At 51.0% G+C, this 26,596-nt stretch carries 22 protein-coding genes; 3 read left to right on the forward strand and 19 right to left on the reverse strand.

Annotated features, from left to right (window positions below):
- Positions 1 to 87: 87 nt before the first annotated feature.
- The 6 genes from atpB to BM299_RS02490 form a co-directional block, all read right to left on the reverse strand.
- Positions 88 to 840, reverse strand: a complete 753-nt coding sequence (gene atpB / locus BM299_RS02470) for a F0F1 ATP synthase subunit A (RefSeq protein WP_245779612.1) — start codon at positions 838 to 840, stop codon at positions 88 to 90.
- Between the two features lie 36 nt (positions 841 to 876).
- On the reverse strand, positions 877 to 1,314 hold the full coding sequence (locus tag BM299_RS02475; protein ID WP_165608143.1) for an ATP synthase subunit I: 438 nt from the start codon (positions 1,312 to 1,314) through the stop codon (positions 877 to 879).
- 74 nt (positions 1,315 to 1,388) lie between these two features.
- Positions 1,389 to 1,616, reverse strand: coding sequence for an AtpZ/AtpI family protein (locus BM299_RS02480; protein WP_092481887.1), 228 nt, complete (start codon positions 1,614 to 1,616; stop codon positions 1,389 to 1,391).
- Positions 1,617 to 2,089: 473 nt separating this feature from the next.
- On the reverse strand, positions 2,090 to 3,838 hold the full coding sequence (locus BM299_RS02485; RefSeq protein WP_092481888.1) for a sigma 54-interacting transcriptional regulator: 1,749 nt from the start codon (positions 3,836 to 3,838) through the stop codon (positions 2,090 to 2,092).
- A gap of 280 nt (positions 3,839 to 4,118) precedes the next feature.
- Positions 4,119 to 4,289, reverse strand: a complete 171-nt coding sequence (locus BM299_RS19180; protein WP_165608144.1) for a hypothetical protein — start codon at positions 4,287 to 4,289, stop codon at positions 4,119 to 4,121.
- Positions 4,290 to 4,360: 71 nt separating this feature from the next.
- Positions 4,361 to 5,626 (reverse strand): Glu/Leu/Phe/Val family dehydrogenase, encoded by a 1,266-nt coding sequence (locus tag BM299_RS02490; RefSeq protein WP_092481889.1) that lies wholly within the window; start codon positions 5,624 to 5,626, stop codon positions 4,361 to 4,363.
- A gap of 557 nt (positions 5,627 to 6,183) precedes the next feature.
- On the opposite strand from BM299_RS02490, the gene BM299_RS02495 reads away from it, so the two are divergent.
- A complete protein-coding gene (locus BM299_RS02495) occupies positions 6,184 to 7,968 on the forward strand; it encodes a sigma-54 interaction domain-containing protein (protein WP_092481890.1) in 1,785 nt (594 codons plus the stop codon).
- A 221-nt stretch (positions 7,969 to 8,189) separates the two neighbouring features.
- Here BM299_RS02495 and BM299_RS02500 read toward each other — a convergent pair whose 3' ends face one another.
- The 7 genes from BM299_RS02500 to gabT all read right to left on the reverse strand — a co-directional run bounded on the left by BM299_RS02500 (position 8,190) and on the right by gabT (position 16,079).
- On the reverse strand, positions 8,190 to 9,173 hold the full coding sequence (locus BM299_RS02500; RefSeq protein ID WP_092481891.1) for a Na+/H+ antiporter NhaC family protein: 984 nt from the start codon (positions 9,171 to 9,173) through the stop codon (positions 8,190 to 8,192).
- Positions 9,148 to 9,981 carry an aldehyde ferredoxin oxidoreductase N-terminal domain-containing protein gene (locus BM299_RS02505; protein ID WP_092481892.1) on the reverse strand — a complete coding sequence of 278 codons (834 nt, stop codon included), beginning with the start codon at positions 9,979 to 9,981 and terminating at the stop codon, positions 9,148 to 9,150. The genes BM299_RS02500 and BM299_RS02505 overlap by 26 nt, the downstream gene beginning before the upstream one ends.
- Entirely contained in the window at positions 9,982 to 10,380 is a 399-nt protein-coding gene (locus BM299_RS02510) for a 4Fe-4S binding protein (protein WP_165608145.1), read from the reverse strand.
- A gap of 48 nt (positions 10,381 to 10,428) precedes the next feature.
- The gene (locus BM299_RS02515; protein ID WP_092481894.1) at positions 10,429 to 11,790 is read right to left on the reverse strand and encodes a putrescine aminotransferase; all 1,362 of its coding nucleotides are present in this window, start codon (positions 11,788 to 11,790) and stop codon (positions 10,429 to 10,431) included.
- Between the two features lie 716 nt (positions 11,791 to 12,506).
- Entirely contained in the window at positions 12,507 to 14,237 is a 1,731-nt protein-coding gene (locus BM299_RS02520; protein ID WP_092481895.1) for an aldehyde ferredoxin oxidoreductase family protein, read from the reverse strand.
- Between the two features lie 259 nt (positions 14,238 to 14,496).
- Complete coding sequence (locus BM299_RS19185; RefSeq protein ID WP_165608146.1) at positions 14,497 to 14,670, reverse strand: hypothetical protein; 174 nt, start codon at positions 14,668 to 14,670, stop codon at positions 14,497 to 14,499.
- 104 nt (positions 14,671 to 14,774) lie between these two features.
- A complete protein-coding gene (gene gabT / locus BM299_RS02525) occupies positions 14,775 to 16,079 on the reverse strand; it encodes a 4-aminobutyrate--2-oxoglutarate transaminase (RefSeq protein WP_207545101.1) in 1,305 nt (434 codons plus the stop codon).
- A gap of 692 nt (positions 16,080 to 16,771) precedes the next feature.
- Here gabT and BM299_RS02530 point away from each other — a divergent pair.
- Positions 16,772 to 18,181: an APC family permease gene (locus tag BM299_RS02530; RefSeq protein WP_425429462.1), complete on the forward strand. Its 1,410-nt coding sequence runs from the start codon at positions 16,772 to 16,774 to the stop codon at positions 18,179 to 18,181.
- 76 nt (positions 18,182 to 18,257) lie between these two features.
- On the opposite strand, the gene BM299_RS02535 is transcribed toward BM299_RS02530, so the two are convergent.
- From BM299_RS02535 to BM299_RS02560, 6 genes are all read right to left on the reverse strand, one after another.
- Positions 18,258 to 18,581 carry a MoaD/ThiS family protein gene (locus tag BM299_RS02535; RefSeq protein ID WP_131820595.1) on the reverse strand — a complete coding sequence of 108 codons (324 nt, stop codon included), beginning with the start codon at positions 18,579 to 18,581 and terminating at the stop codon, positions 18,258 to 18,260.
- 85 nt (positions 18,582 to 18,666) lie between these two features.
- The gene (locus BM299_RS02540) at positions 18,667 to 20,385 is read right to left on the reverse strand and encodes a TRAP transporter permease (protein ID WP_245779613.1); all 1,719 of its coding nucleotides are present in this window, start codon (positions 20,383 to 20,385) and stop codon (positions 18,667 to 18,669) included.
- A 44-nt stretch (positions 20,386 to 20,429) separates the two neighbouring features.
- On the reverse strand, positions 20,430 to 21,254 hold the full coding sequence (locus BM299_RS02545) for an IclR family transcriptional regulator (RefSeq protein WP_092481899.1): 825 nt from the start codon (positions 21,252 to 21,254) through the stop codon (positions 20,430 to 20,432).
- 182 nt (positions 21,255 to 21,436) lie between these two features.
- Positions 21,437 to 22,288, reverse strand: a complete 852-nt coding sequence (locus BM299_RS02550; RefSeq protein WP_092481900.1) for a CoA-transferase subunit beta — start codon at positions 22,286 to 22,288, stop codon at positions 21,437 to 21,439.
- A 30-nt stretch (positions 22,289 to 22,318) separates the two neighbouring features.
- A complete protein-coding gene (locus tag BM299_RS02555; protein WP_092481901.1) occupies positions 22,319 to 23,239 on the reverse strand; it encodes a CoA transferase subunit A in 921 nt (306 codons plus the stop codon).
- A 127-nt stretch (positions 23,240 to 23,366) separates the two neighbouring features.
- Positions 23,367 to 24,239 carry an IclR family transcriptional regulator gene (locus BM299_RS02560; RefSeq protein WP_092481902.1) on the reverse strand — a complete coding sequence of 291 codons (873 nt, stop codon included), beginning with the start codon at positions 24,237 to 24,239 and terminating at the stop codon, positions 23,367 to 23,369.
- Between the two features lie 193 nt (positions 24,240 to 24,432).
- On the opposite strand from BM299_RS02560, the gene BM299_RS02565 reads away from it, so the two are divergent.
- Positions 24,433 to 26,547 (forward strand): sigma 54-interacting transcriptional regulator, encoded by a 2,115-nt coding sequence (locus tag BM299_RS02565; RefSeq protein WP_092481903.1) that lies wholly within the window; start codon positions 24,433 to 24,435, stop codon positions 26,545 to 26,547.
- The last annotated feature ends 49 nt before the right edge of the window (positions 26,548 to 26,596 follow it).

Raw genomic sequence — 26,596 nt, forward strand, 5'->3', positions numbered from 1 at the left:
CCCCCAAAATTTTAATACATAAATTATGGTGGCATATCTCTATTTTTAATTGAGATATCAGCTGGTTGATTATGTTTACGAAAAAGGTTAATGGTGTTCGGCGGTTACCTGTCCAATATAAGCAATGGTGAGCATGGTAAAGATAAATGCTTGAATAAAGCCGACAAAGATACTGAATGACAGCCACACCACCGAAGCAATGAACCCGCCGAAGAAGTTGATTGTAAGGGGAATCAACCCCAGCAGCACAGCAATAAGCACCTCGCCGGCGTAGATGTTACCATAAAGACGGAAGGCCAGCGTCAAAGGCTTGGACAGTTCTTCAACGATAACCAGCGGCAGGAAAAATACGAAAGGTTCGACGAAGTGTTTGAAAAACTTGGCACCACGGTAATAGAGACCCAGAACCTGTACCAGTATGAATACAGATATGGCCATCCCCAAAGTGGTGTTGACGTCCGCCGTGGGGGACATCATGGTGGGTACCAGGCCCCAGAGGTTACAGAACAAAAGGTAAATAAACAGGCTGAAAAGCAGGCACATTAACGCTGCGCCCTTCTTGGGGTCCAGGTTTTCATACGCCAAACCCTTTAAAAATTGGTACATCTCCTCTACCATCAACTGCAATTTGCCTGGTCGCTTCAACTTCATGTTACGGGTGGCGGCAACGGTGAACAGTATTACCAGACCCATAACAATCCAGGTCATGACCAGTGTCTTCAGGTTCATGGGACCCAAACCGAAATCCACCGGCCCGTGGGGAAACCCCCAGATGTTCAAATTATCGTGCACAATGGTTAGCATGTCTTTACTTGCTTCATGACTTCCGGCTGCGGACAACTCTCTCTCACCCCTTTCCCTAGTAAATTATATTCTTTATATTTTATCAACGGCATCGCGCGCCGTATAATACCGGTACAGGGCTATATTGGCATCCACCACCGTGATCACGGTGGGCACCAGCAAGCCGGCCCCCACGCCGTAAACGCTGATAAAGTCAACACGGCTGGCCAGGGCGATAATGCCGATGATCATGCCCATACGCGGGTAAAAGCCCGCCCGCATGAAGGCCTTGGCTTTATTCCGGTCGATTGACTCCTTCCGGCTCATCAGGTCCACCAGGGAGTTCATTCTTTTAACCAAAAAGTAACCGTTGATAATGCCAAAAATACCGCCCACGATAAAGCCCAGTATCAGCGTATCGCCGGGGTTTATTATCAATCCCGGCAAGGTCAGGATAAGTACCATGACCATGATCCTGGTCGTGCGCGTCAGTTGTTGTTCGATATTTCGTATGGGTGCCGGTTTGTACAACCCCATCGCTCCTCGCTATAGTGTGGCGCTCCGACAAATCACTTGCGAGGCCTGCCGGTCCCACGGATTCAATGCTAGCTTTTGAAAAACCGCTGCATGGTTTGGATGATGCCAAAGATGCCCACACCCACTCCCGTTAAAACGCCCGCCACCAGCAGCCACGGTTCGGTGCCCAGCCGTTCGTCCAGCAGGCGACCGCCGTAAAAGCCCAGGAGAGTGGTGACGGCCAGTTCGGTGCCAATGGTGGTGGTCACTGCGATGGCTGTAAGGGCGCCGTTTTTTCGGGTTTTGGGTTTTTCCACGGTTACCCCGCCTTATGTTCCACCTGTCGGAATTTGTCGTATAGCTTACATTTGTGTTTACAGAATACATTTCTACAAAGATGATATTATTCCTTCAGATGTAAATACTTTTTACTCATTTATTTTAAGCAATTTGGTGGATAAATATGTTTTTGTGACAATATGTACTTTTAACGACATATCAATTATCTCTTACCAAAAAATGTATGAAGGCAGAGGTTTATTTATGAGTTGATTTATTAATGACAAATTCTCCGCCGAGCGTTTTTTTCCTTCCCGCTGCAGCGAGAATAAAAGCATTTTTTAATTTAAATATTTTGGTAAAAAACAGAGGGGGCTTATATAAGGGTGCGGACAAAAAAGGGGACAGGCTACTTTTCATGCCAATTTTTCCCATGAAAAGTAGCCTGTCCTGAAATATAAAATCTTCCTTTTAGGGCCGGTGGCCCCCGCTGCGTTCCGAACTTCCGCTTTTATTGGCGGGAGGAGTGGGATTTTCCTCCGGGGCCCGGTTTGCGCCTGGGCATGGCCAGGTACTTTTTCATTTTTCTAACCACTGTAGACTGGTTAACCCCCAGGGCCTCGGCCATCAGATAGGTGTTGCCGTATAAGTTGTAGGCTTTGGTGATCAACTGTTTTTCCACCTGCTGCACAGCCTCTTCCAGATAGCACAGGTCGGGCACAAAAATGGTGTTGTTGCTTTTGCTGATTTGGTTGAGCACGTAATCCGGCAGGTGAACCGGCTTGAGTTCCACCGAATCCGAGGTAACGGCCATTCTTTCCACTATATTTTCCACTTCCCGCACGTTACCCGGCCAATTGTAGCGTTTTAAAATATCCCTGGTTTCCGGGGCCAGTTTCTTGGACATCCCGTACTTTTGGTTGATTACGCCCAGGTAATATTCCACCAAGGGGATGATGTCCTGGCGTCGCTGTCGCAGGGGCGGAATCTCCAGGGGAATGACATTGAGCCGGTAAAAAAGGTCCTCCCGGAAATCTCCGTTTTTTACCATTTCTTTGATATTGCGGTTGGTGGCGGCAATAAACCTGACGTCCACCTCAATCGGAGCAGTTCCGCCGACGGGCATGACGCTTTTTTGCTGAATCGCATGCAGCAGTTTGACCTGCAGGTTCAGAGGCAGTTCCGCCACCTCGTCCAAAAAGACCGTACCGCCTTCCCCCATCTGGATCAGGCCTTTTTTGCCGCCCTTTTGCGCGCCGGTAAAAGCGCCCGGAGCATAGCCGAACAGTTCGGATTCCAGCAAATTTTCGGGTATGGCACCGCAGTTGATGGATACAAAGGGCCCCTCGCTCCGGCTGCTCAATTTGTGGATGCGGTTGGCGATGACCCCTTTACCCACACCGGATTCACCGGTGATTAACACGGTGCTGTCCACCCGGGCCACCTTATCCACCATTTCCAGTATCTGTTTCATATCGTGACTGTCGGCAATAAACTCTTTTTTAACATTACTGTCGCTTTCCAGCTTCATTACCTGTTTGCGATAAGTTTCGGCCAGCTGCTCTGCCTCCATCAGGCGTTTGCGCAGAATGGAAAGCTCGGATACATCCCGCGAATTGACTACAATGCGAATAATATTTCCATGCTTATCAAATACAGGGTTGCCCGTGACTATAAGCTTCTTGCCGGTGCGGGTTTTCTGGGTAATGGTTACCCGCTCCTTTTTTTCCAAGACCTGGCGGGTTACCGAAGGTTCAAAAAAACCCTGGTTTTCCAGTTCCAGCACATTGCGTCCGATCATTTCTTTTGTATCCACACCGTAATAGGTATTGCCCGCTTTATTGATCTTCAATGCAATCCCGCTTCCGTCAATAACGAATATTTCATCGTAGGAAGAATTAAAAATGGCTTCCAGCTCAGTTTTATCATCTTGCAAACTCTGTATTTCCTTCTTCAAGGCTTCATATTCAGACACATCCTGCAGGACAAAAATGGACCCTGCAACGGACGCGGTTTCGCTGACGGGAGTCCGGCTGATCAACAGGGGCCGCCCGTGGACAGTCAACCTTTCCTTCTTGCTGACCCTTTCCGTCCAAAGCATATCGGTAAGCCTGCTGTCGGGTATGATGTCTTTAATAATTTTACCGGTGAGATGATTATTCTCCAGGCCCAACAACGCCTTGGCCGCCTCATTCACCATAGTGATCCTGCCCACACTGTCCGTAATGATTACCCCGTAATGTCCGGCTTTATATTGCATCTCTATCCCCCTTCCAGCCGAGCGTCGTTCGACATTTTTTTTCTTTCATAACATTATAACAGACCGTTTAACCGATCAACAAATATCCGCGCTGGCAATTTAATCTTTTGATGCCGACAAAAAGGGGACAGGCTACTTTTTGTGCTAATTTTTTCCACAAAAAGTAGCCTGTCCCCTTTTTCTTTTTTGAGAAAAAAAGCGGCCCGGTTGAACGGGCCTTGCTAATAGGAGGATAGATATATATTCAAACCGGTTGGGTCCGGTATGCTAAATAGGCGAATTAACTGATCTTGCAATAACGCTGCTCGCTTTTGCGGTCAAGCAATTGCTTTAATTCCTTAACCTGCTTTTCGAGTTCTTCCAGCTTACGCACCGCCTGGCTGGGCGCGCAAGTGCCGTATTTAGCGCAGTTGCTGCATGGATCAGTATAAGCCATCGGGCATCCGGTCATTTAAATCACTCCCCGTAGTAATTTATGCAAGGGGCTGCCGTTTTAAACCTGTTCTTGACCAAACGATGACTTTAAGCCTTGTTACCCAGCCAACCCCTGATCTTCATGGCTTCGTAAATGCGCTTGATAGCCACCATGTATGCGGCGCCCCGCATATTGATATCGCCGTGCTCTTTGTACAGCGAGTATACGCTGTCAAAGGCTTCAACCATCTTTCTTTCCAGGCGCTCATTGACTTCTTCTTCGGTCCAGTAGTAGCCGTACTGGTTCTGCACCCACTCAAAGTAGGACACGGTCACGCCGCCGGCGTTGGCCAGCACGTCGGGCAGCACCAGGATATTTCTCTTGGCCAGAATATTGTCGGCTTCGGGAGTGGTGGGACCGTTGGCTCCTTCGGCTACGATCTTGGCATTGATCTTGTCGGCGTTTTCCCCGGTGATCTGGTTTTCCAGAGCGGCCGGCACCAGGATGTCGCATTCAAGCTGCAGCAGTTCTTCGGTGGTGATGTTCTTGCTGCCCGGGAAGCCCACTACGCTGCCGGTTTCGAGCTTGAACTTTTCCAGGGCGGCGATGTCCAGACCGTTGGGGTCATATGCGGCACCGGTGGAGTCGCTGACCGCCAGCACTTTGCAGCCGTCCTCCCGGGACAGCAGCCTGGCCGCAATGCTGCCCACGTTGCCGAAGCCCTGTACTACAACAGTGGCGTCTTTAAGTTCCAGGCCGGTAGCTTTGGCAGCCTGGCGAATGGTAAATACGCAGCCCCGGGAGGTGGCTTCCACACGACCGAGGGAGCCGCCCACGATGATGGGCTTGCCGGTGATTACGCCGAATTCATTATATCCGCGGTAGCGGGCAAATTCGTCCATCATCCAGCCCATGGTCTGGCCGTTGGTTCCCACGTCGGGAGCCGGTACATCCATGTCGGCGCCCAAAACGGGAGCGATGGCGCGAATGTAGCCGCGGCAGAGCTGCTCCAGCTCATTGGGGGAAAGCTCTTTGTGGTTGACGATGACCCCGCCTTTGCCGCCGCCGTAGGGCAGGTTTACCACGGCGCACTTGAGGCTCATCCAGGTGGACAGGGCCTTCACTTCATCCATGGAAACGTCCGGGTGGAACCGGATGCCGCCCTTGCAGGGCCCGCAGGCATTGTTGTGCTGGGAGCGGAATCCCTTAAATACCTTGATGGAACCGTCGTCCATCTGCACCGGGATGGATACTGACAATACACGCTGCGGCTCACGCAATATTTCGGCAACTGTTCTATCCAAACCTAATTTTTCTACGCAATCGTCAATCAGGTTTTGTACAATTTCAAAGCAGTTAATTTCTTGACTCATGTAAGCACACTCCCTTTTGCTTTATTTTTGCAATTTATTTTTGCAATAATCAATGTGCAAAAGGGATGCCAGTTCAATAGTCTTTTGGGATTTTTCTAAAAACGCTTTATTTTTGAGGTATTTTAACAAATAGTAATATGTTTTTCACATAACAAATAATGCTATATCGCATTTTTAATTTTAGAAAATTCATTGTATACAAAGTGCAAGCCCTTGTAAAGCTTAACAAAAATTTTTCATGCATCAAAATATTAAGTTAATTACGTTTTGCATTAATTGACGAGGACTGCCGGCAGTGAATAAAAAAAGGGCCGGCTATTTCATGTGGCAGAAATTGCTAATAAAAGGGGACAGGCTACTTTTCATGGTATATATTACCATATAAAGCAGCCTGCCCCCCCTTTTTTTTGCGGTGCCCGCCCCCTTCTTGTCTCACGCGTGTTTCGATAGTGAAACATTTTAATCATCATTGATACACCAGTGCTACACCCAAGAAGGATTTTGCTTTTTAGAAGTCGAAAAATTCAAATATTAATAATAAGCCCGGAGGTGAACGAATGTCATTACTGATGTCCATTTCCCATACCGCGCAGCAGGTGGCCGAAGCCATATCGGCAGTGCTGGATGTGGAAACCGAAATAATTGACGCTGAATATACCATTGTGGCCGGAACCGGAAAATACAGGGGACTGGTAGGCACCAAAGATGACGAAGCCTGGGATACCGACGGCGATTTTATTTATACCCGGGTGCTCAAAACAGGCAGGACATTTGTGATTGACGACCCGGAAAACAATATTTACGGCCCCATTCTGATGGGTGAAATGGGTGAAATTTGCTGCCCGATAAAATTGCGCGACTCCGTTATCGGCGTGCTGGCCCTGGTTGCCTTTGACGAAATGCAAAAAAACAAGCTCTTGAAGAAAAAGGAGCAGCTCTTGAATTTTTTACACCGCATGGCTTTTTTACTGGCCTCCAGGGTATCGGAAGTGGAAGCCTACAACCGCCTTGAAGTTACCTCCAACAAGCTTAAGATTATTGTGGAGTCCATCCACCAGGGAATTCTGGCCATCAACCAACAGGGCATTATTACACACTGCAACAGCTATGCCGAATCAATCATCGGCATCCAAAGAGATTTTATCCTCGGGCGCCACATTAACCAAATTTGGCCCAATTCGCCGGTATCGGAGGCGTTGAAAACCGGAACCGGGTACAAAGAAAAAGAAGAACTTTACGGCACCCTCCCACACCAGCTGCACCTTTTAGTGACAGCCACCCCGATTAAAGTCGAGAACCAGACCAGGGGAGTGGTCGTTTCTTTCAGAAACATGTCCGACGCCCGGCAATTGGCCTACGACCTTACCGATAACAAAATCGCCCTGGAGCTGGATCAAATCATAGGCAACAGCCGAAAGATCATGGAAGTCAAGTACCAGGCCCTGCGCGTGGCCCGCGGCAATTCCACAATCTTGATCACCGGCGAAAGCGGTACCGGCAAAGAACTTTTTTCCCGGGCCATCCATTATGCCAGCCCCAGGAGGGACAAACCACTGGTTATCGTCAATTGCGGCGCCATTCCGGAAACACTGCTGGAAAGTGAACTGTTCGGTTACGCGGAAGGAGCTTTTACCGGCGCACGTAAAGGAGGCCGGGCGGGAAAATTTGAACTGGCCAACGGCGGCACCGTATTTTTGGACGAAATCGGCGATTTGCCCCTGCACCTGCAGGTAAAATTACTGCATGTCCTCCAGCGCCGGGAAGTGGAAAGGGTGGGCAGCAACAAACCGATACCCGTGGATGTAAGGATCATTGCCGCAACCAATAAAAACCTGGAGTCCATGTGTACCACCGGGGAATTCAGAGAAGACCTTTTTTACCGGCTCAATGTTATCCCATTTTACATTCCGCCCTTGCGGGAACGCAAAGAAGACATTATAACGCTGATGGAACATTTTTTGGTAAAATATTGCAACTTACTGGGCAAAAATATTACCGATTTCAGCGACAATGTGCACCAGGCTTTCACAGTGTACGACTGGCCCGGAAATGTCCGGGAGTTGGAAAACGCCATTGAATATGCCGTTAACATGGAACCCGGTAAAATAATCACCCTGGAAAGTATTCCCAAAAAGATACGCAACCAATGGCTTGCCGGCGACCAATTACCCGAAGAAAACAACCTGAAAGACCACCTGGACAATCTGGAAAAGGATCTGCTAATAAACAAAATATTGGAATTATCCAAGTATAATTTAAGCAAAAAAGAACTTGCCGGGGCGCTGGGCATCAGCAGAGCAACCCTTTACCGGAAAATTAAGCAGTACGGCATAAAATTATAGCGACGCGAAAAAAGTCTTGGCTACCACCGCGACAATCCTCTTTTGTCCCGTCAGCGTTACAAAGGGACTACCACAGATTCCCAAATCCGAATCAGTGGCAGTCCTGAAAATAGATCTTCCTTATTAGGGCCGGTGCTTCCCGCTGCGTTCCGGGTAAAAAGGGGACAGGCTACTTTTCCTGGCAATAATTGCCAGGAAAAGTAGCCTGTCCCCTTTTTTATTTATGCAACAAACCCCGCGATCAAGAAAGCTACAGCCGCGAACCCGGCAGCCAGCAATCCATAGGGCAGCTGGGTTATGGCGTGCTGAAAGTTATCGCAGCCGGCTGCAGATGAACTGAGAATTGTAGCATCCGAGTAAAAGCAAATATGGCTTCCCCAGACACCCGCGGAAACTACGGCCCCAACCACCACAAAGGGGTTGGCGCCCACGGCCAGCGACAAAGGAATAACTATCGGCAATGCAATTACATACATCCCCCAGCTGGTTCCGCTGATAAATTCCGTAACGCCCAGCACCAAAAAAACTACCAAAGGCAGCAGTTCCGGAGTCATCAAAGGCTTGGCGGAATTAATGACATATTCAACAAAACCTATTTGTTCGTTGGCCTCGGCGAATAAAAACGCCAGCACTACAAGCAGCAACGGGAACAGCATATTTTTTATCCCTTTAACGCTGACATCCGCAAAGTCCAACGGGCTCATCAACTTTTGCGGCACATAGAGCAGGAACATAAACGCCATTGTACTGATCACACCCATCATCATATCAATCTCAAAGTAGATGGTAGACGCAACCAAAAAGGCAATTGGCAAAAAGAAGTTCATAATTTTGGGGTTGGCGGGCACTTCAATTTGCTCGCCTGCCTTGATATCAATTTTTTCCGATCCAGGGGGCGCAAGCACCCCGGTTTCCAGTGCTCTCTGATCTGCTTTTTTCATTGGACCCAGAGCCGGTATAATGCCCAAAATAACCAGCGGCACTATGAGAGCTGCAAACCACCCGTAAAAATTGAAGGGAATAGTTTTGATAAAGTATTGCATTCCCTGCCCGTCCGGCGCCAATCCGTTTGACTCGAGCAATGCGGCGATAAATACCGCCCAGGTGGATATGGGAATCATGACGCATACCGGAGCCGCGGTGGAGTCGACGATATAGGCCAGCTTTTCCCTGGAAATCTTATGCCGGTCCGTAACAGGAGCCATACAAGAGCCAACCGTCAAAGGTGCCTTGCTGAAAGTTTTTGGTGGGCAAGATACCGGTAGTATGGGAGAGTTCCACCAACATGGGTGTACCGTCGGTATAAGCCCACAGATTGGTATCCGTCAGCAGGTCGTTTTTAAAGGCATCGTGGGCAACGTCCATGAGCTTTTGCGCATCCGCAGCCCGCACTCCGCCAGTTCCCTTGACCACCAGCGCTTTAAGCATTTTGCTGCCCATTACCGACCCGACCCCGCCCCGGCCGGCCTGCCTGTAGAGATCAGACGTAATACAGGCAAAGGGCACAAGGTTCTCCCCGGCCGGTCCTATGGAAAGAACACTGAAATCATCGCCGCATTCTACCTTTAATTTATTTTCGGTTTCATGACAGCCCAATCCCCAGTAGTTTTGGGCGGACTTGATTTCCACTTTGCCGTCTTCAATCAGCAGATATACCGGCCGGCTCGCCTTGCCTTCAATAATTACGGCGTCGTAACCGGCGCGCTTAATCTCCACCGCCGCCGAGCCGCCTATGGAGCAGTCCAAAACTGTGCCTGTGGCAGGCGATTTGGTTACAATAGAGAGCTTGCCGGAACAAGGCACCACCGTTCCGGTAAACGGACCGGTCATAAAAATCAACTTGTTCTCAGCAGACAGGGCACCAACACCGGGGCCCACTTCCTCATACAAGTATTTAATACCCAGCCCCTTGCCGCCCAGGTAATCATTCGCCCATTTTTGATTCAATTCCTCGGTGTACACCTTTTTGTATGTCAGGTCAACCCTGAGCACCAATCCCTGATAACCGGCCATTTAATTCACCTCCTCCGACACCAGCGCTCCCTGCGGGCACCATTTGGCACAATACGGATCCCCCTGACAGCCGTCGCAAAGCAATGGGAAACCCTGCCCGTCCGGTCGCAATACGCCGGTTGGACATTCCTCGATACAAACATTGCAGTTTACGCAGTCATCCCGCGACAGGTCGAGCCGACCGCCGGTAAATCTTATCGCCTCCGCCGAACAGGCCTCGACACATTTAAGACACAGGTCGCAGAGTTTTGCTTCATTGATCAAATTATTAGATTTATATTTAGATGTTATTTGCAGCCGGGCCAAAGCGGGGTTAAACAAACCCTCCTTGCATCCGGAACAGGCCAACTCACAAAGGTGACAGCCAATACATTTTTCCGGCCGGTACGTTAATTTCACCCTTAAACCCCCTTTTTGACAACTTATTGTCACATCATCCCGACAGCGCTACTTCCCCAAACCACCCGCCATTTTGTCAACTTCAGCCAGGGTGTTGTCAAGCCGTTCAATAACCTGATCCTGCTGTTCCCGGGATATCGTCAAAGGCGGCTCGATGCGAATGGATTTGGCATTAATCAATGTGCCGGCCACCAACACGCCCCTGGCAAACAGTCCCTTGGCCACTTCATACCCCAGTTCGTCATTAAAGAATTCAATGCCGATCATCAAACCCTTGCCCCTGACTTCCTGTACCACGGCGGGGTATTTTTCAGCCAGTTCCCGAAGCTTGCCCAGCATATAGACACCGGATTCGGCCGAACGCTGCGGCAGGTTCTCTTCCAGCAGGACGTTTATGTTGGCTATGGCAGCGGCACAGCAGACCGGATTGCCACCGAAAGTGGTGGTATGCAAGAAGGGATTTTCAACCAGTTTTTCCCACATCGGTTTCCTGGCCACCGTGGCCCCAATAGGCATTATGCCGCCGCCGAAGGCTTTGGCCAGGCAAAGGATATCCGGCACCACATTACTATGTTCGCAAGCAAACATTTTTCCGGTGCGCCCCATGCCGGTCTGGACTTCGTCCAGAATCAGGAGCGCTCCGTATTTGTCACAAAGTTCCCGCAGCTTTGGCAGGTAATCTTCCGGCGGTATGATCACGCCACCCTCGCCCTGAACAGGCTCCACTATTACAGCAGCTACGTCCTCTCCGACAAAGGCGCAGCTTTCCAACATCATTTCCACTGCTTCGGCGTTTCCGTAAGGCACATGGTGAAAGCCCGGAATTAAAGGCAGAAACGGTTTCCGGAAAACTCCCTTGGCGGTTGCGCTCAACGAGCCCAGCGACTTACCATGGAACGCCCGGGTAGTGGATATGAAACTGCGCCTGCCGGTATACATTTTGGCGAATTTAATGCCGGCTTCCACGGATTCGGTGCCGCTGTTGACAAAAAATGCGTATTGCAGGTCCCCGGGGGTTATGCTGCCCAAAAGCTTGGCCAGAAAAGCGCGCAGGGGATCGAGCAGCTCTTGGCTGTGCAAAGCCTGGCGCTGCAATTGATCCATGACGGCCTTCAACACTTTGGGATGACGGTGGCCCACATTATAGATGCCGTAACCACCCAAGCAGTCGATAAATTCCTTGCCCCAGATATCCGTAAAGGTGGACCCGGAGTCTTTCCACTCCACCGAGGTATAATCCGTGGAAACCGATTTTCTGTACTCCAGAAAACCGGGGTTGACATTCTCCCGGAATCCCTCCACAACCTCTTTGACAACCCATTCCTTCTCTTCCTGAGTCAGCTCACTTTGAGATATTATTTCAAGATACCTTTGAGACCGGGCGATTAAATCGCCGTAATTTTCGCTCATTTCTTACCTCCTGAAATTTTTAGATATTTAGCTGGCTGGGTAGGGTTGAGCAAAACAAAGCCAGCATTGAACCCCCTCACCTACTCACTCCCCAAACAAAAATTTTCATTAAGGTTTTGCAAACACAATGCCATTTGATACCATGCCCGGAAATACCGGGTTTTCGGCAAAAATCAAGCACTTTTTGACCAGTTAAACAAAAAAAATTGTCTCACTGATAAGACAATTCATTGCGCGGATAAAGCTATTTAATTGTGTTTAGTTTTAAAATTTGATTTTGCTGCAAAACCCTATTTTCTATTAATCAACTACAATATATAACCATCAAAAGTTTACTCATAACTATATATAGACAACAATCGCTTAAATTTAGACTTTTCGCAGTGAAATCATATTTAAAATTTACAATCTTTTATTTTGGCGCAAATATTACAGGGAGGTTTATTTCCCTTAAACCAAAACCATCTCAATTGCTGAACACGAGTCTCAAACTTGACACATTGATATAATGTATACGTTATGCATTAAAAGGGAACAGGCTCCGTAAAAGGGGACTGGCTCCGGTTCGTTTTGCAAGAAAGGCGCGCTTTTATTCAGTTCCCTTATTGCGCGCCTTTCAGTACTTCATTCCTTTGTCCCGGCCATGTGAATCGGTGCCTGTCCCCCTTTTTCCGTGGTAATTATTACCATGAAAAGTAGCCTGTCCCCTTTTTTGTTTACCAGCCGCGCAGGCGGTAGTAGTCGTCCACCATTTTGTTTAGTTCCTCAGGCGTGATGCCGTCCTGGCCGTCGTTGATTTTCTCTTTGAAGAACCTTGGCGGCAGTGTGTCGTATTCCCGACCGATGCCCTGCTGCAGGTTGAATTCGCGGGTGGCGGTGATGATCCGGTTGGCTATGGCCTCCAGGTCTTGTTGTGTGTATTCAAGGCCGGTGACGGCTTTGTTCAGGTCCACCAGGGTCTCCCAGGGAATGAGGTCCCGGAAGAAGACGCAGAGTATCTGGGTGTTGAAGATGGTCAGCCGATTCTCGAAGTCGATGAATAGTTCGGCTTTGCCCTCAGTGGTAGATTTGTCTATCATGCCGGCCAGTTCGGGCTTGTAGAAGGTGGCCCGCAGGTGGCAGGCACCCCGGGCGGAGGTGGCGTAGGCCAGGCCCATCCCTTTCAGCACGCGGGGATCATACCCGGGGGGTTCCATACCTTTGACGTGGATGGCTATGTCTTCCAGCTTGAGCTGTTTGGCTGCTTCTTTGATGCCCAGGGACAGTGTTTCGCCCAGGCCTTTGCGCTCGGCCATTTGTTTGAGCAGTTCGGCAACGGCGGCTGCATCGCCGTATTTTACCGGCGCGTCGATGAGGCCGCGCTCTGCGCCTTCCATGACCAGGGCTACCAGGTTGCCGGCGGTGATGGTGTCCATGCCCAGGCGGTCGCACAGGTCGTTCATGTAGGCGACCTGGTCCAGGCTGTTTAGCGAGCATAGACCTCCAAAGGCGTAAATGGTTTCGTATTCGGGGCCTTCCACTTCCAGGCCGGCGTATTCTCCGGCGGGCACGGTAACGTGCTTGCCGCAGGCCATGAAGCAGTTGGGGCAGGCGCTGGATTTTACCTGCAATTGTTCGCGCAGGGTGTCGCCGCTGAGGTTTTCCCAGTTGGGGTCGAAGCCCCGGTTCCAGTAGCGGTTGGGGAAGGCTTTGGCGCCGTTCATGATTTTTACCATGACGGTGGTGCCGTAGGTGCGGTAGTTTTCGACTCCGGGGTTGTCTTTGCCCAGGTTGCGGATGCGTTTGGCGACGTCTTTTAAGAGTTCGGGGTCGGCCAGCTCGGCTTTGGCGTTGCCGTGGAATACTACGGCTTTGAGTTTCTTGGCGCCCATGACGGCGCCCATGCCGGTGCGCCCGGCGGAACGCCATTTGTTGTTTTCTATGCAGGCGAACCGTACGAGGTTTTCTCCCGCCGGACCGATGACCAGGGCCTGGGAGCCGGGTTCGTTGATTTTTTCGAGAACTGCCGCTTCGGTGGCGTAGGTATCTTGGCCCCAGAGGTCGGCTGCGTCGTGGAAGGTGACGCCCCGGTCGCTGATTTCTACAAATACGGGCCGGTCGGCGGCGCCGTCGAAGATGATGGCGTCGTAGCCGGTGCGGCGCATTACGGGCGCTACCCGGCCGCCGGAGTATGATTCGGCGTAGCCGCCGGTGAGCGGTGATTTGGCAAACACGCCGTAGCGACTGTTGCCTACCATTACGGTGTCGGTGGCGGCACCGGTGGTGAAGATGAGTTTGTTGTCCGCGGAGAGAGGGTCGGTGCCGGGCTTGACGTTTTGCAGTAAGAGGTAGGTGCCCAGTCCTTTGCCGCCCAGGTATTGTTTTAGCGTTTCTTCGGGGATGGTTTCTACAGTGTGGCTTTTGTCGGTAAGGTTTATTCTGAGCAGTTTTCCGTAAAATCCTTTCATTTTGTTTTTGTTACCTCCTTTGTGTCAGAATGCTTGTGCCGGTTGTGAGATGCGTGCCTTGCGGGCGCTCCGATACATCATTTGCGTTGGCCATCTGACCCACACGTTTCTATTTTGTCTTCGGCTTATTAAAGCACTTGTATTTTTGCACCATTATAGAATGGGCCGGCGCTCTGCAATTTTTTGCGGGAGCCACCGGCCCACTTAAAGCTAGATTAGTTTTGTTTTCGGGGTTGGCAGTCACCGTTGCGTTCAGAATCTACGCGCCGACGGGACTATGTCTTGCTTCGGGCCGGATTTGGCGGTCCTGCATATTGCGCGCTTCGTGATAACTATCTTGGTCTGTGGTTAACAGCTGCATCCATAATATACTGCCAAGAAAGTTTTGCCTGCGCGATTCGTCCCGCCAATCCGGCAACCTCAGCTTCGCCAAGTCCCGTTACCGGCGCTCCGATACATCACTTGCGGTGACTACCAACCCCGCACTAATTCTCCCTCCGGTGCAGCGTACACCATAGGTTTTTAATGGTTAATTAATTACTTGGATACGCTGGCGACGGCTTGTTCGAGTACGTCCAAGCCTTTTTCCAACTGCTCGTCGGTGATGACCAGCGGGATGAGGGTACGAACTACGTTGCTGAAGATGCCGGCGCCGATTACGATTACGCCGTTGTCCACACAGTGCTTGATTACGGCGGCTGTTTCTTCTTTGGCCGGTTCTTTGGTGTTGCGGTCTTTGACCAGTTCCATGGCGTTCATGGCGCCCAGGCCGCGCACGTCCCCGATGATGGGGTACTTTTCTTGCATGGCCAGCATGCGCTGTTTGGTTTTGTCGCCGATTACGTTGGCGCGCTCCACCAGGTTTTGTTGCTGCATGAAGTCGATGGTGGCCAGGCCGGCGGCGCAGGATACCGGGTTGCCACTGTAAGTGCCGCCTATTTCGCCGGGGTTGGGGGCGTTCATTATGTCTGCTTTGCCCACTACGGCGCTCAGGGGCATGCCGGCGGCGATGGATTTGGCCATGGTCATGAGGTCGGGTTCCAGGCCGAAGTGTTCGCAGGCGAACATTTTGCCGGTGCGTCCAAAGCCGGTTTGTACTTCGTCGGCTATCAGTATTATACCATGTTTGTCGCAGATCTTACGCAGACCGGGCAGGAATTCCGGCGGCGGGACGATGAATCCGCCTTCGCCCTGTACCGGTTCGATGATCATGGCGGCTATGTTTTCCGGCGGTACTTCGGCGGCGAACATTCTGTCAAATTGTTCAAGACAGTGTAAGCCGCATTCCGGGTAGGTGGAACGGTAGGTGCAGCGATAGCAGTAGGCGGACGGTATTTTGTATACTTCCGGCGCGAAGGGGCCGAAGCCGAACTTGTAGGGCTTGACTTTGCTGGTCAGGCTCATGGTCATCAGGGTCCGGCCATGGAAGGCGCATTCAAATGATATAATACCGGTGCGCTTGGCGTAGGAACGGGCGATCTTGACGGCATTTTCCACGCATTCGGCGCCGCTGTTGACGAACATGACCCGCTTGTCGAAGTTGCCGGGGGTCAGTTCGATTAGCTTTTCCGCAAGGTCGAGGTAAGGTTCGTACATGGTAACCATAAAGCAGGTGTGCAATAGTTTTTCCGCCTGGTTTTTTATGGCTTCCACTACGGGCGCGGGACAGTGGCCCGCGTTCAGGGTGCCGATGCCGCCGTAAAAGTCGATGTATTCTTTGCCTTCGACGTCTACGATGGTGGCGCCTTGCGCTTTCTCTACAAATACTTCGGTGGAGTTTGATATACCCCGAGCGATGAGCTGGTGTTTCCTGGCTACCAACTCGGCATTGGTTTTGGCCATTTTCACTTACCTCCATTCTTAATATTAACATTAATTGACAGCCACTACATAATTGAAACAGGGTAACCTTTTTACCGGGCTCCAGCATGGCGGCCCATTCTTTGTTTGCCCTATTTATGGTTATGAAACTTTTCTGTAAAGTAACATGCAAAATTGTTACCTGCGCATTTAAAAAAACTCTGCAATTTTATCCGAAACAATGTTCCACATAGCGTCACTTCGATAGAGCCTCTTCCCGTTTTTTTTTGCGGCTTCGGCTAATGTGCCGGCTACATAACCGAAAATTACCCTCAATAAACATTCCTTACCTATAAAAATGATAAAACGGCGATTTAATGCATGTGCAAATCTTTACAATTCTCATATGCATTAACCATACATGCTCGGCTCCGTTGGCCTGCAAGCGATTTATCGGCTTAAAATATGATAATTTCAATGGCTTGTTGCATTAAATATGATTTTTATTTTTCAAAATTGACAGTATTTTCGCCGGTTTATAATTTTTTAAATATGGCATGTTTTTTGTAATAAAGTAATTTAGAAAATTTATTTGATTAAATTTTATTCACTATTCAATAACAGGAGGTGAAAATATAGAAAATCAAAATTAAGCAACTTTAAGCCCCACTGAAATCAACTGCCATTATCCTAATTTTATTGTACTAATTTTTTTAACATCTTAATAAGGGGTGATTTTTTTGTCACAAGATTCCGGTTTTGCAAGAGTATTATCAAGACGCGACGTTCTGGCCCTGGCCTTCGGAGCCATGATCGGTTGGGGTTGGGTGGTACTGGCCGGGTCATGGATCCGTTCCGCCGGGTCGTTTGGCGCTATGCTGGCCTTTCTTATCGGCGGAATCTTGGTTGTTTTTGTAGGATTAACTTATGCCGAACTTGCCTCCGCCATGCCCAAAGCGGGGGGAGAATTGCTTTATAGTTATCGGGGTTTGGGAGTAACACCATCTTTCATTTGTGCCTGGACCATCGTTTTGGGGTATATTTCAGTGGTATCTTTTGAGGCCGTGGCGCTGCCCACGGTGGTTGAATACCTTTTCCCCAATTACAAGCAGGGTTACCTCTGGACCATTGCAGGCTGGGATGTATACGCCAGCTGGGCGTTGGTGGGAATAATCGGTTCCATCATTATCTGCATTGTCAATTATGTGGGCATTAAAATGGCGGCCTTTATGCAGACGGTATTTACTATTATAATTGCAGCCGGCGGCATAATGCTTATCACCGGCAGTCTTTTCAACGGAAGCACGGCGGATATGGAGCCGTTGTTCACCGGCGGCATGGCCGGACTTTTCTCGGTAGTTATCATGACTCCCTTCATGTTTGTCGGATTCGACGTCATTCCGCAGGCAGCGGAAGAGATGGACATACCTTATAAAACTATCGGGAGAATATTGATCATTTCGGTTTTAATGGCTGCGGCATGGTACATTTTAATTATCTTCGGGGTATCCCGGGCTCTCAGCCCGGCTGAACTGGAGAATTCCGGCCTGGCCACGGCAGATGCCATGGCGGCGCTGTTTGGCGGCGCGTGGGCGGGCAAAATTTTGGTTTTGGCCGGCATTGCGGGAATCATCACCAGTTGGAACGGTTTTTATATCGGGGCCAGCCGCTTGATCTACGCCATGGCCCAGGCCAAAATGCTGCCCGACTTTTTGGGTAAGCTGCACCCCAAGTATAAAACTCCCCATAATGCCGTTATCCTGGTAGGGATTTTATCCACGCTGGCACCCCTTTTCGGCAGAAAGATGCTGGTCTGGCTGGTGGACGCCGGCGGCATGGGCGTTGTAGTAGCTTACATGGCAGTGGCATTGTCCTTTCTGGTACTCAGGTACAAAGAACCCGATATGCCCAGGCCTTTCACGGTTTCCAACGGCAAGCTGGTAGGTTTTATAGCTGTTCTGCTCAGCCTGGGGATGGCCATAATGTATCTGCCCGGAAGCCCTTCGGCGCTGGTATGGCCGTACGAGTGGGCCATAATCCTTGGCTGGCTCGCGTTGGGCGTGGTATTTTATATTGTGGCCAGGTCGCGACATGGCAACGCGGCAGATGTATTGCTGAACGAGAAAGTTCGGGAAAATATGTAGTTTTAGTAGTAATGCAAAAAGGGGACAGGCTACTTTTCATGGTAATTATTGCCAGGTAAAGTAGCCTGTCCCTTTTTTATCCTCCGGTAATATAAGGATAGATGATAATATGTGCGTTGGGCGTAATTGTAGCATCCCAGCCACACATTTCACCGTTGATGGTAAAAAAGCTGATATATTTTGCCGGTATGCCCAACCGGTTCACCAGCTGCCGCAAAGTTATTTGCTCCTGCAACTGTAATGTAAGCTTTGGTTTCTGATAACCTTCATCGGCTACCTGGCGGGCCAGCGCAATACCCAGATCCACGGTAATAGTGAAGTTTATGGCAATACCCCCCTTCAGTTGATTTTCGGTCTGGTAATAAGTACAGCAAGATGCGAGCCACTCTGTTAGTTTCAAATACCTACTTGCAAAAATTTTGCCGAAAAAAGAGAGCCGGTACCGATTCGTTTTATGAATCGGTACCGGCCCCCTTTTTTTCGGATCAGCCGGCGGAAAAATCTACCACAGTTTTAGTGCCTGTGGCGCCAACAGAGCCGAATTGTTCCGAGCCGGTTTTGCCCACCGGCTTTTTACCGGTCATGATGTTGGAAGCCAGGGCGACAACTATCATGCCCAGCCCGATGGTATCAGTTATTACAACCGGATGCAGGGACAACAGCGCACCGCATATCAGCAAGGTTCTTTCCCACCACAGGGCTTTGCGCACCACAAAACCGATACACCCGCCGGCCAGCGCCATTACGCCGATGAGCGCCGTAAAAGTGGACCAGGCGATATGCCAGCCGTCACCGACTCCGATAAGGGCCGGCTGCCCGGCAAACAAAAAGGGCACAATAAACGCGGCCAGGCCGATCTTACAGGCCGTAATGCCGATTTTCATGGGTTCATCCTTGGCAATGCCGGCAGCGGCATAGGCCGCTAGCGCCACGGGCGGCGTAATGGCCGAAATAATGGCGAAGTAAAATACGAACAGGTGAGCGGCCAGGGGCAGAACCCCCATATCTATCAAGGCGGGGGCCGCCATGGTGCCGGCTACGATATAGGCCGCCGTTGTCGGCAAACCCATACCCATAATCAACGCCACCAGGGCCGTCAACAGCAGCGCCAGCCACAGCGTCCCCCCGGACGCGGCGACAATCACCGAAGAAATCTTCAAGCCCGCACCGGTGAGATTGATACTGCCGATAACCAGACCGGCTGCGGCACAGGCCAGTGCCACAGTGATGGTATTGCGCGCCGCCATTATCGCACCGTCCCGGAAACGCTCCCAGGATATGCGGCTTTCACGGGTGGCAAAGGAGACTATGAACATGCTGATGATGGCGTAGAAGCCGGATCTGATGGGCGTATATTGCAAAACAGCCAGGAAAAACACCAGAACACCCAGGGGCACCAGAAAGTACCAACCTTCTTTCAAGACTTTCCTGGCCGAAGGCAGTTCTGATTTGGGCAAACCGGTCAGCCCCAACCGGCAGGCCTCAAAATGCACCCCGAAAAGCACGCACAGGTAATACAGCGCCGCCGGTATAATGGCCGCCACCACGACTTCAATGTAGGGGATGCTCAAAAATTCCGCAATGATAAAAGCGGCTGCGCCCATGATCGGAGGCATCAACTGCCCTCCGGATGAGGCGCACGCCTCCACCGCGCCGGCAAAGTGAGGTTTGTATCCATTTCTCTTCATCAGCGGTATGGTGAAGGTACCGGTGCCCACCACGTTAGCCACCGCGCTGCCGTTGAGGGAACCCATGAACCCGCTGGCCAGCACGGCGGTCTTGGCGGGCCCGCCGGTAAACCTGCCCATAAGGGCCATGGCCAAACGCAATAAAAAGTCGCCCATACCCAGCCTTTCCAACATAGAAGTTAAGAATATGAACAGGAAAATGTAATTGGCCGAAACCCCCAGGGGCACGCCGAAAATACCCTCGGTGGTCAGGTACATCTGGGAAATTACCCGGCCGATGGAATAACCTTTGTGCCCCAGCAGCCCCGGTATATATGGTCCCAAGAAGTTGTAGAGCAAAAAGGCACCGGCTATGATAACCAGCACCCAGCCCGTAGCCCGCCGGGTGGCTTCCAGGATAAGCAGCACCATAATAATGCCAAAAATCAGGTCCGGAGTATTGGGAGCCCCGGCCCGCATAACTATATCCTGGTAAAATAACAAAATATAAACGCCGGAAGCGACAGCCAGAGCCACAAACACCATTTTCTGATAATTAATCGGGCAATAAATTGACCATATCAGCCCCCCTTAAAGACATCCGGAGAAGCCCCCAGTTTGACAGATGCAGTTTCCGCACATTTTTTCAGTAAATCAAGGTAACCCATGAGCACCTCTTCATTTAACCGCGCATAAGGCCCCAGCAGGTTAAGCGAAGCTACCACCTTCCCGTGGCGGCCCCACACCGGCACCGAAAGGCTGGAACCCCCCTTGATCCTCTCCCCGAAGCTGCTGGCCCACCCCCTTTCCCTTATCTCGCGCAGTTCCTGCAACAGCAGGCCCCGCTCAGCAGTTTTACTGGTCAGGCCGGCCTGTTCACACTGGGTCAGTACCGCCACCACTTCCTCATCGCTCATGTAAGCCAGCAGCAGCTTGCCCGGCGAGCCGGTATGGGCGTTGAGGGGTACCACCGTGCCGACCCCCACGGAAAATTTCAGGGGGTGCTGGCTGACGATTTCCGCCACGCAAACCCGGACATATCCTTTCCGGACATACAGCGTAACCGTTTCTCCGGTAAGCCGCCACAACTTTTCCATGTACGGGTCAACGCACTGAATCAAGCTGCGGTCACGGTCAATGCCGGCCGTTAAAAGGCCCATCAAACTCCAGTGCAAAAAGTACCTGCCGCTCTCCTCATCCCGGGCCACAAAATTTTTCTTCTGCAACGCCCCCAGGATACGGTAAGCGGTGGCCTTACTCAGGCCCACTTCCAGGCTGATTTCCGTCAACGTTTTCTCGCTGTTCCCCAGGCACAATAAAATATCCGCCGCCCGCTCCACTGACCGGACACTGCCCGGCACCTTTTCCGCACCATTATCCTCACCGCTTATTACCCCACCGCACAACTCCCTCCTGTTTCACTAGATGAAACAAGTTGTTTTACTCATAAAACCGTATTATACATAAAAATTAAAAATCCTCTTTATTGTTTTATTTTTCATAATTTTTTTTTTAAGTTGAAAAAAGGGGGCAAAAAAAGGGGACTGGCTCCGATTCGTTTTGTGAATCGGTGCCTGTCCCCTTTTCTTTACAAAATGCCGGAGTATTTTTTGGTTATTGCAATATACTCGTCCAGCCCGGCCAGGCTGTTCCTGGCGGCGGCGCCGCCCATGATCAGGTTGGCGGGGTCGGCGGACCGCACTGCGGCCAATTCTTCTGGGGTCGGTTCAGGGGCTGTTTTAAGGTCGGCGGCCACTTTCAGATCCCAACCCACCAGCGATTTAACTTCTTCCACGTCCACGCCGGGAAAAATGGTATCCAGGTACATCTCATGGGTTTCGGGGTCAAACCGGAACAAGGCCTTGTTGGTTACCACCGCCACAGGGCCGTTGCCCTGCAGCCCGGCTTTTTTGCGGGCGTCGGGACTGCCGTCCAAATAGCCCGGCGTGGTCAGGTAATCCACCTTTTCCACGAAACGCAACGGCTCCAGCCGCAGCATCACCACCACCCGGCCGATGTTGGAGCCGATATCGTTGCCGCCGCCGCTACCCGGCAGGCGCACTTTCGGGGATTGGTAATCCCGGTCGCCGAAGATGGCCGTAGTGTTGAGGTTCCCGTACTTGTCAACCTGGGCGGCTCCCAAAACCCCCACGTCATAGTAACCGGCCTGCATGTCGCTGAATACACGCCACTCCGAAGTGAGGCAGAGGGCACCGTCCGCGGCCGAGGAATCGCCCACGTTGAAATCCACCCGGTACTTCTGGGGCCCGATACAGCCGGACTCATATACAATATTCAAATTGGGAGCGTGAAATTTCTTGGCCGTGATACCGGCAACCAGGGGGATGCCGATGCCGACAAAGGCCACCTCCCAGTCCTTGAATTCCTTGGCGGTCATGATAGCCATCAGTTCAGATGCGGTATATCCGTTTTCGCTCATATTAATCCTCCTCCCTAAAGTGAATTACCGTTAACCCGGAATGCGGTTGAAATGACGTTCCATGCCCATTAATTTATGTAACCGTTCCCAACCCACTTTTTCGCAGTAATCCATGTGGTCCCGGGCACTGAGCACATAACGGTCCAGCCACTTCAGGAATTTATCCCGGTCCTTGGCGGCCTCGTGATAATCGCCACAAAACAGCACGTCATAAGCATAGTAGCCGTAACATGACTGGGGATGGCAACCAAAGGGCACCTGCACCACCGCGTCGACGCAGTAAAACGGGATCAGGGTGAGATTGCCCCGGTGCCTGATTTCTTCCGTGGGCACTATTTCCTCACAGGTTATGATGGTGTGCCTGGCCGCACGGGCCTTGTTTTCGTCATTGCCGGTAAATCCGAACACCTGGGCGTTGCCCATGGCGTCCGCACGCTGCACGTGTATTATGGCCACGTCCGGGTGGGCCGCCGGCACCAGAGCGATGGGCTCGCCCTCATAAGGGTCGTTCATTAATTTAATGCGCCGGTTGTATTTCATTATGTCCGAACCCAGCATAGACCTGGTGGCCATAAAGGGTACGTTTAAACTGCCGGCCAAAAAACGCATGCTGATACCGGCGTTGGACCAGTCTTCCAGCTCGATTTTACGGGGAATACCTTTTTCCACCGAACGGCGGATATTTGGCGCCAGGCCGATGGCGCCATACCCCAGGTAAGCCCCTTCCCATCTGTTCACGGCACCGGCGCCGACCAACAGGTCCATCATGTCGGTCTTGCTGTCATCGATCACCGTCAGGTCTTTGATGCCCTGCCTGATGATTTCGTGCACCGCCGCCACACAGTCCCGGCCGATAAAACCGCCAAAGGTCAGGCTGCAGCCGTCCTTGACATATTTTTTTATCGCCTCTTGAAGAGTCATTTGTTTATTTGCACAATTTGTCTCTGTCATGACGAATTCACCCCCAAGTTAATCATTATGACCTGGTTATTAGTTATGACCTTGCCCCCGGGCCGCAACCGCACGGCATTTGGAGGCCCCCCGGTGAAAAATGCCGGCCTGTGCCGCTTAAGAACCGCTACTCCTCACCTCCTTTAATAACGGCGGGAGAAGCACCCAGACGTATGGAAGCGGTTTCTGCACACTGCTTTAAAATATCGAGGTAACTCATCAATATCTCTTCGGTTAGCCTGGCGCACGGGCCGAGGATATTTAAAGAAGCACTCACATTGCCGCTCCGGTCCCAGACCGGTACGGACAAACTGGCCCCGCCGTGAATTCTTTCACCGAAACTGCTGGCCCAGCCCTGTTTATATATTTGCTGCAATTCTTGAAAAAGTAACCCCCTGTCCGCGGGATTGCTGTTCAGCCCGGCCTGTTCGCACTGGGTCAAAACATCAGCCACTTCATCCTTCGCCATGTAGGCCAGCAGTAATTTGCCAGGCGAACCGGTATGGGCGTTAAGCGGCACCACGGTACCAACGCCCACCGAATATTTCAGGGGATGCTGGCTGACAATCTCCGCCACACAAACCCGGTTGTAACCTTTGCGCACATACAGGGTGACGGTTTCCCCGGTGTAACGCCACAGCTTTTTCATAAAAGGGTAAACGCAATGCACCAGTTGCTGTTCCCGGGACAAACTTTTCGTCAGCAGGCCCACCAACCCCCAGTGCAAAAAATATTTACCCGTTTCTTCGTCCCGGGCTACAAAATCTTTTTTCTGCAGAGCCGCCAGCAGGCGGTGCACGGTGGCCTTACTCAGACCCACATCCTGGCTGATTTCAGTCAATGTTTTTTCTCCCATGCCCAGGCAGGATAAAATATCGGCGGCCCGCTCCACGGACCGCACGCTGCCGGAACCCTTATCCGCTGCTTCTTCCCTTGCTTTCACCACGCAGCCTGCCTCACCCCTTTGTTTCATTCTGTAAAACTTTGTTTTATTAAACATGATTTAGACACCCCTGAAGAAAATCCTCCTAATAATTTTAATTTTGTAAAAAATTTTTTTATATTTAATCAGCTCAAAGCATAGACGGTTAATTGATTTTACAAATAAAAAAGGTTAAAGTTATTCTATAGGCTGCGCGTCACTGTTATTTTGAACAGTTATTTCACAGGGCAACACAAAGGCGGTGATATAAATGCTGGTGCAAGAAATCATGACCGAAAGTACTGTTACGCTGAAACCGGAACAAAACGCCCTGGAAGCCTGGAAAATTCTAAAAGATACCGGGCTTGCCGGCATTCCCGTAGTCAGTGACGGGGGAGCAATTATGGGCATTGTTTCCCGGGAAGAAATAGTGCAAGCCGGCCCGGAAATTCTGACCGGCGGCGCCATGGTGCAATCCATCATGCAGGAAGAAGTATATACGCTGAATGAAGATTCGCCGGTTTCCGATGCCTGGACCATGCCGGCCAACGTATTCCTGGTGGTAAACGCCAACGGGCGGGTCACCGGCATCCTTGACAGATCGGAAGTTGGTCATGCCCTTTTTAAAAAGGCCAGTCAAATGTTCCAGCAAATCGAAACCATTATGGACTCCGCCCACAATGGCATTGTAGCCATTGACGCCAACGGCATAATAACCATCTTCAACCAGGCGGCTGAAAAGATTACCCGCAGGAAAAAAAGTGAAGCGCTGGGCAGGCACCTGTCGGAGGTTATCATTCCTCACGGCCTGCTGGATATACTGGAAAAAGGCAATTACCAGTCCCATTACAAGTTCACCGTGGAATATTCTTCGGGCAATACACACACCTACCTCACCAACCGCAGCCCAATCATAGAAAACGGCAAGGTGGTGGGCGCCATTGGTGTTTTCCAGGATATTTCAGAGTTTGAGTTTATTTCCGAGGAGTTAAGCACCGTCAAGCAGCTGAATAAGGAACTGGAAACTATTATTGAATCCTCTTACGACGGGATACTGGTCACCGACCAGGACGGCAGGATCATCAGGGCCAACCGGGCCATTAAAAGAATTACCGGCATCCCCGCGGAGACATTGCAAAATATGACCATAGAAGACCTTATTGAACAGGGCTCCTACTCCCGTTCCGTGGTGGAAGCGGTAATCGAGAAGAACGAGGCGGTTACCCTTTCGGAGCAAACAGCCGATAAAAATCACCTACTGATCACAGGCAACCCCGTGCACAACCAGTCGGGCGAAATAGCCCGGGTGGTCATAAACATCCGGGATATGACCGACTTGAACAAATTGAAAAACCAACTGGAACAGAGCATTGCTTTAAGCGAGCGTTATCATGGCGAGCTGACCGAACTGCGCAGTAAACTGATTGCACAGGAAGGCATGATCATCAAATCAACCAAAATGAAAAAAGTCATGGAAGTGGCCCTGCGGCTGGCCCACGTTGATTCCACGGTGCTGCTGCTGGGCGAATCGGGCGTGGGCAAGGAAGTGGTGGCCAAGACCATCCACAAAAACAGCAAAAGAAGCGACGGGCCGTTTATCACCGTCAACTGCGGGGCCATTCCGGAAAACCTGCTGGAATCCGAGCTTTTCGGTTATGAAAAGGGGGCCTTCACCGGTGCCAACCGGGAAGGCAAAGCCGGCATGTTCGAGCTGGCCGACAACGGCACGTTGTTTCTGGACGAAATTGGTGACCTGCCGCTGCCTTTCCAGGTGAAATTGCTGCGCGCTATTCAGGAAAAGGAGATCACCCGGGTGGGAGGCACCAAGCCGCGCCCGGTAAACGTGCGCATTATCGCCGCCACCAATCAATTGTTGGAGAAACTGGTGCAGGAGGGGCAGTTCCGGGAGGACCTGTATTTTCGCCTGAACGTGGTGCCCATTAATATACCGCCCCTGAGGGATAGAAAAGACGATATTGTTCCCCTCATTTACAGCTTTAAAAAACACTTTGAAAAGGTTTACGGCATTGAAAAGGACTTTGCGCCCCGAGTTTTCAAGGATTTGATTGATTACCAGTGGCCGGGGAACGTGCGGGAACTTAAGAACGTTGTAGAGCGCCTGCTGGTAACCTCCCCGGAAAGGGTGATCAAATCGGTGGACATACCTTTGAATATAACGCCACAGCCACAGCTTGACCGGCAGGAAGTAACGGTGCGGGGCATCATCCCCCTGAAAAAAGCCCAACTGGAACTGGAGCGCCAGCTCATCGGCGCCGCTCTGAAAGAACTGGGCAGCACATACAAGGCAGCCAGAGCGCTGCGGGTGGACCAGTCAACCATTGTAAGAAAGGTAAACCGGCTCAAAGAAAACGGTCTTTCACTTTAACTTCGGCAAACTTCGGTAAACTTTGGTGCCGGGTGTTGAATTGTTGCAA

The organism is Desulfoscipio geothermicus DSM 3669, assembly GCF_900115975.1.
Lineage (GTDB): Bacteria > Bacillota > Desulfotomaculia > Desulfotomaculales > Desulfallaceae > Desulfoscipio > Desulfoscipio geothermicus.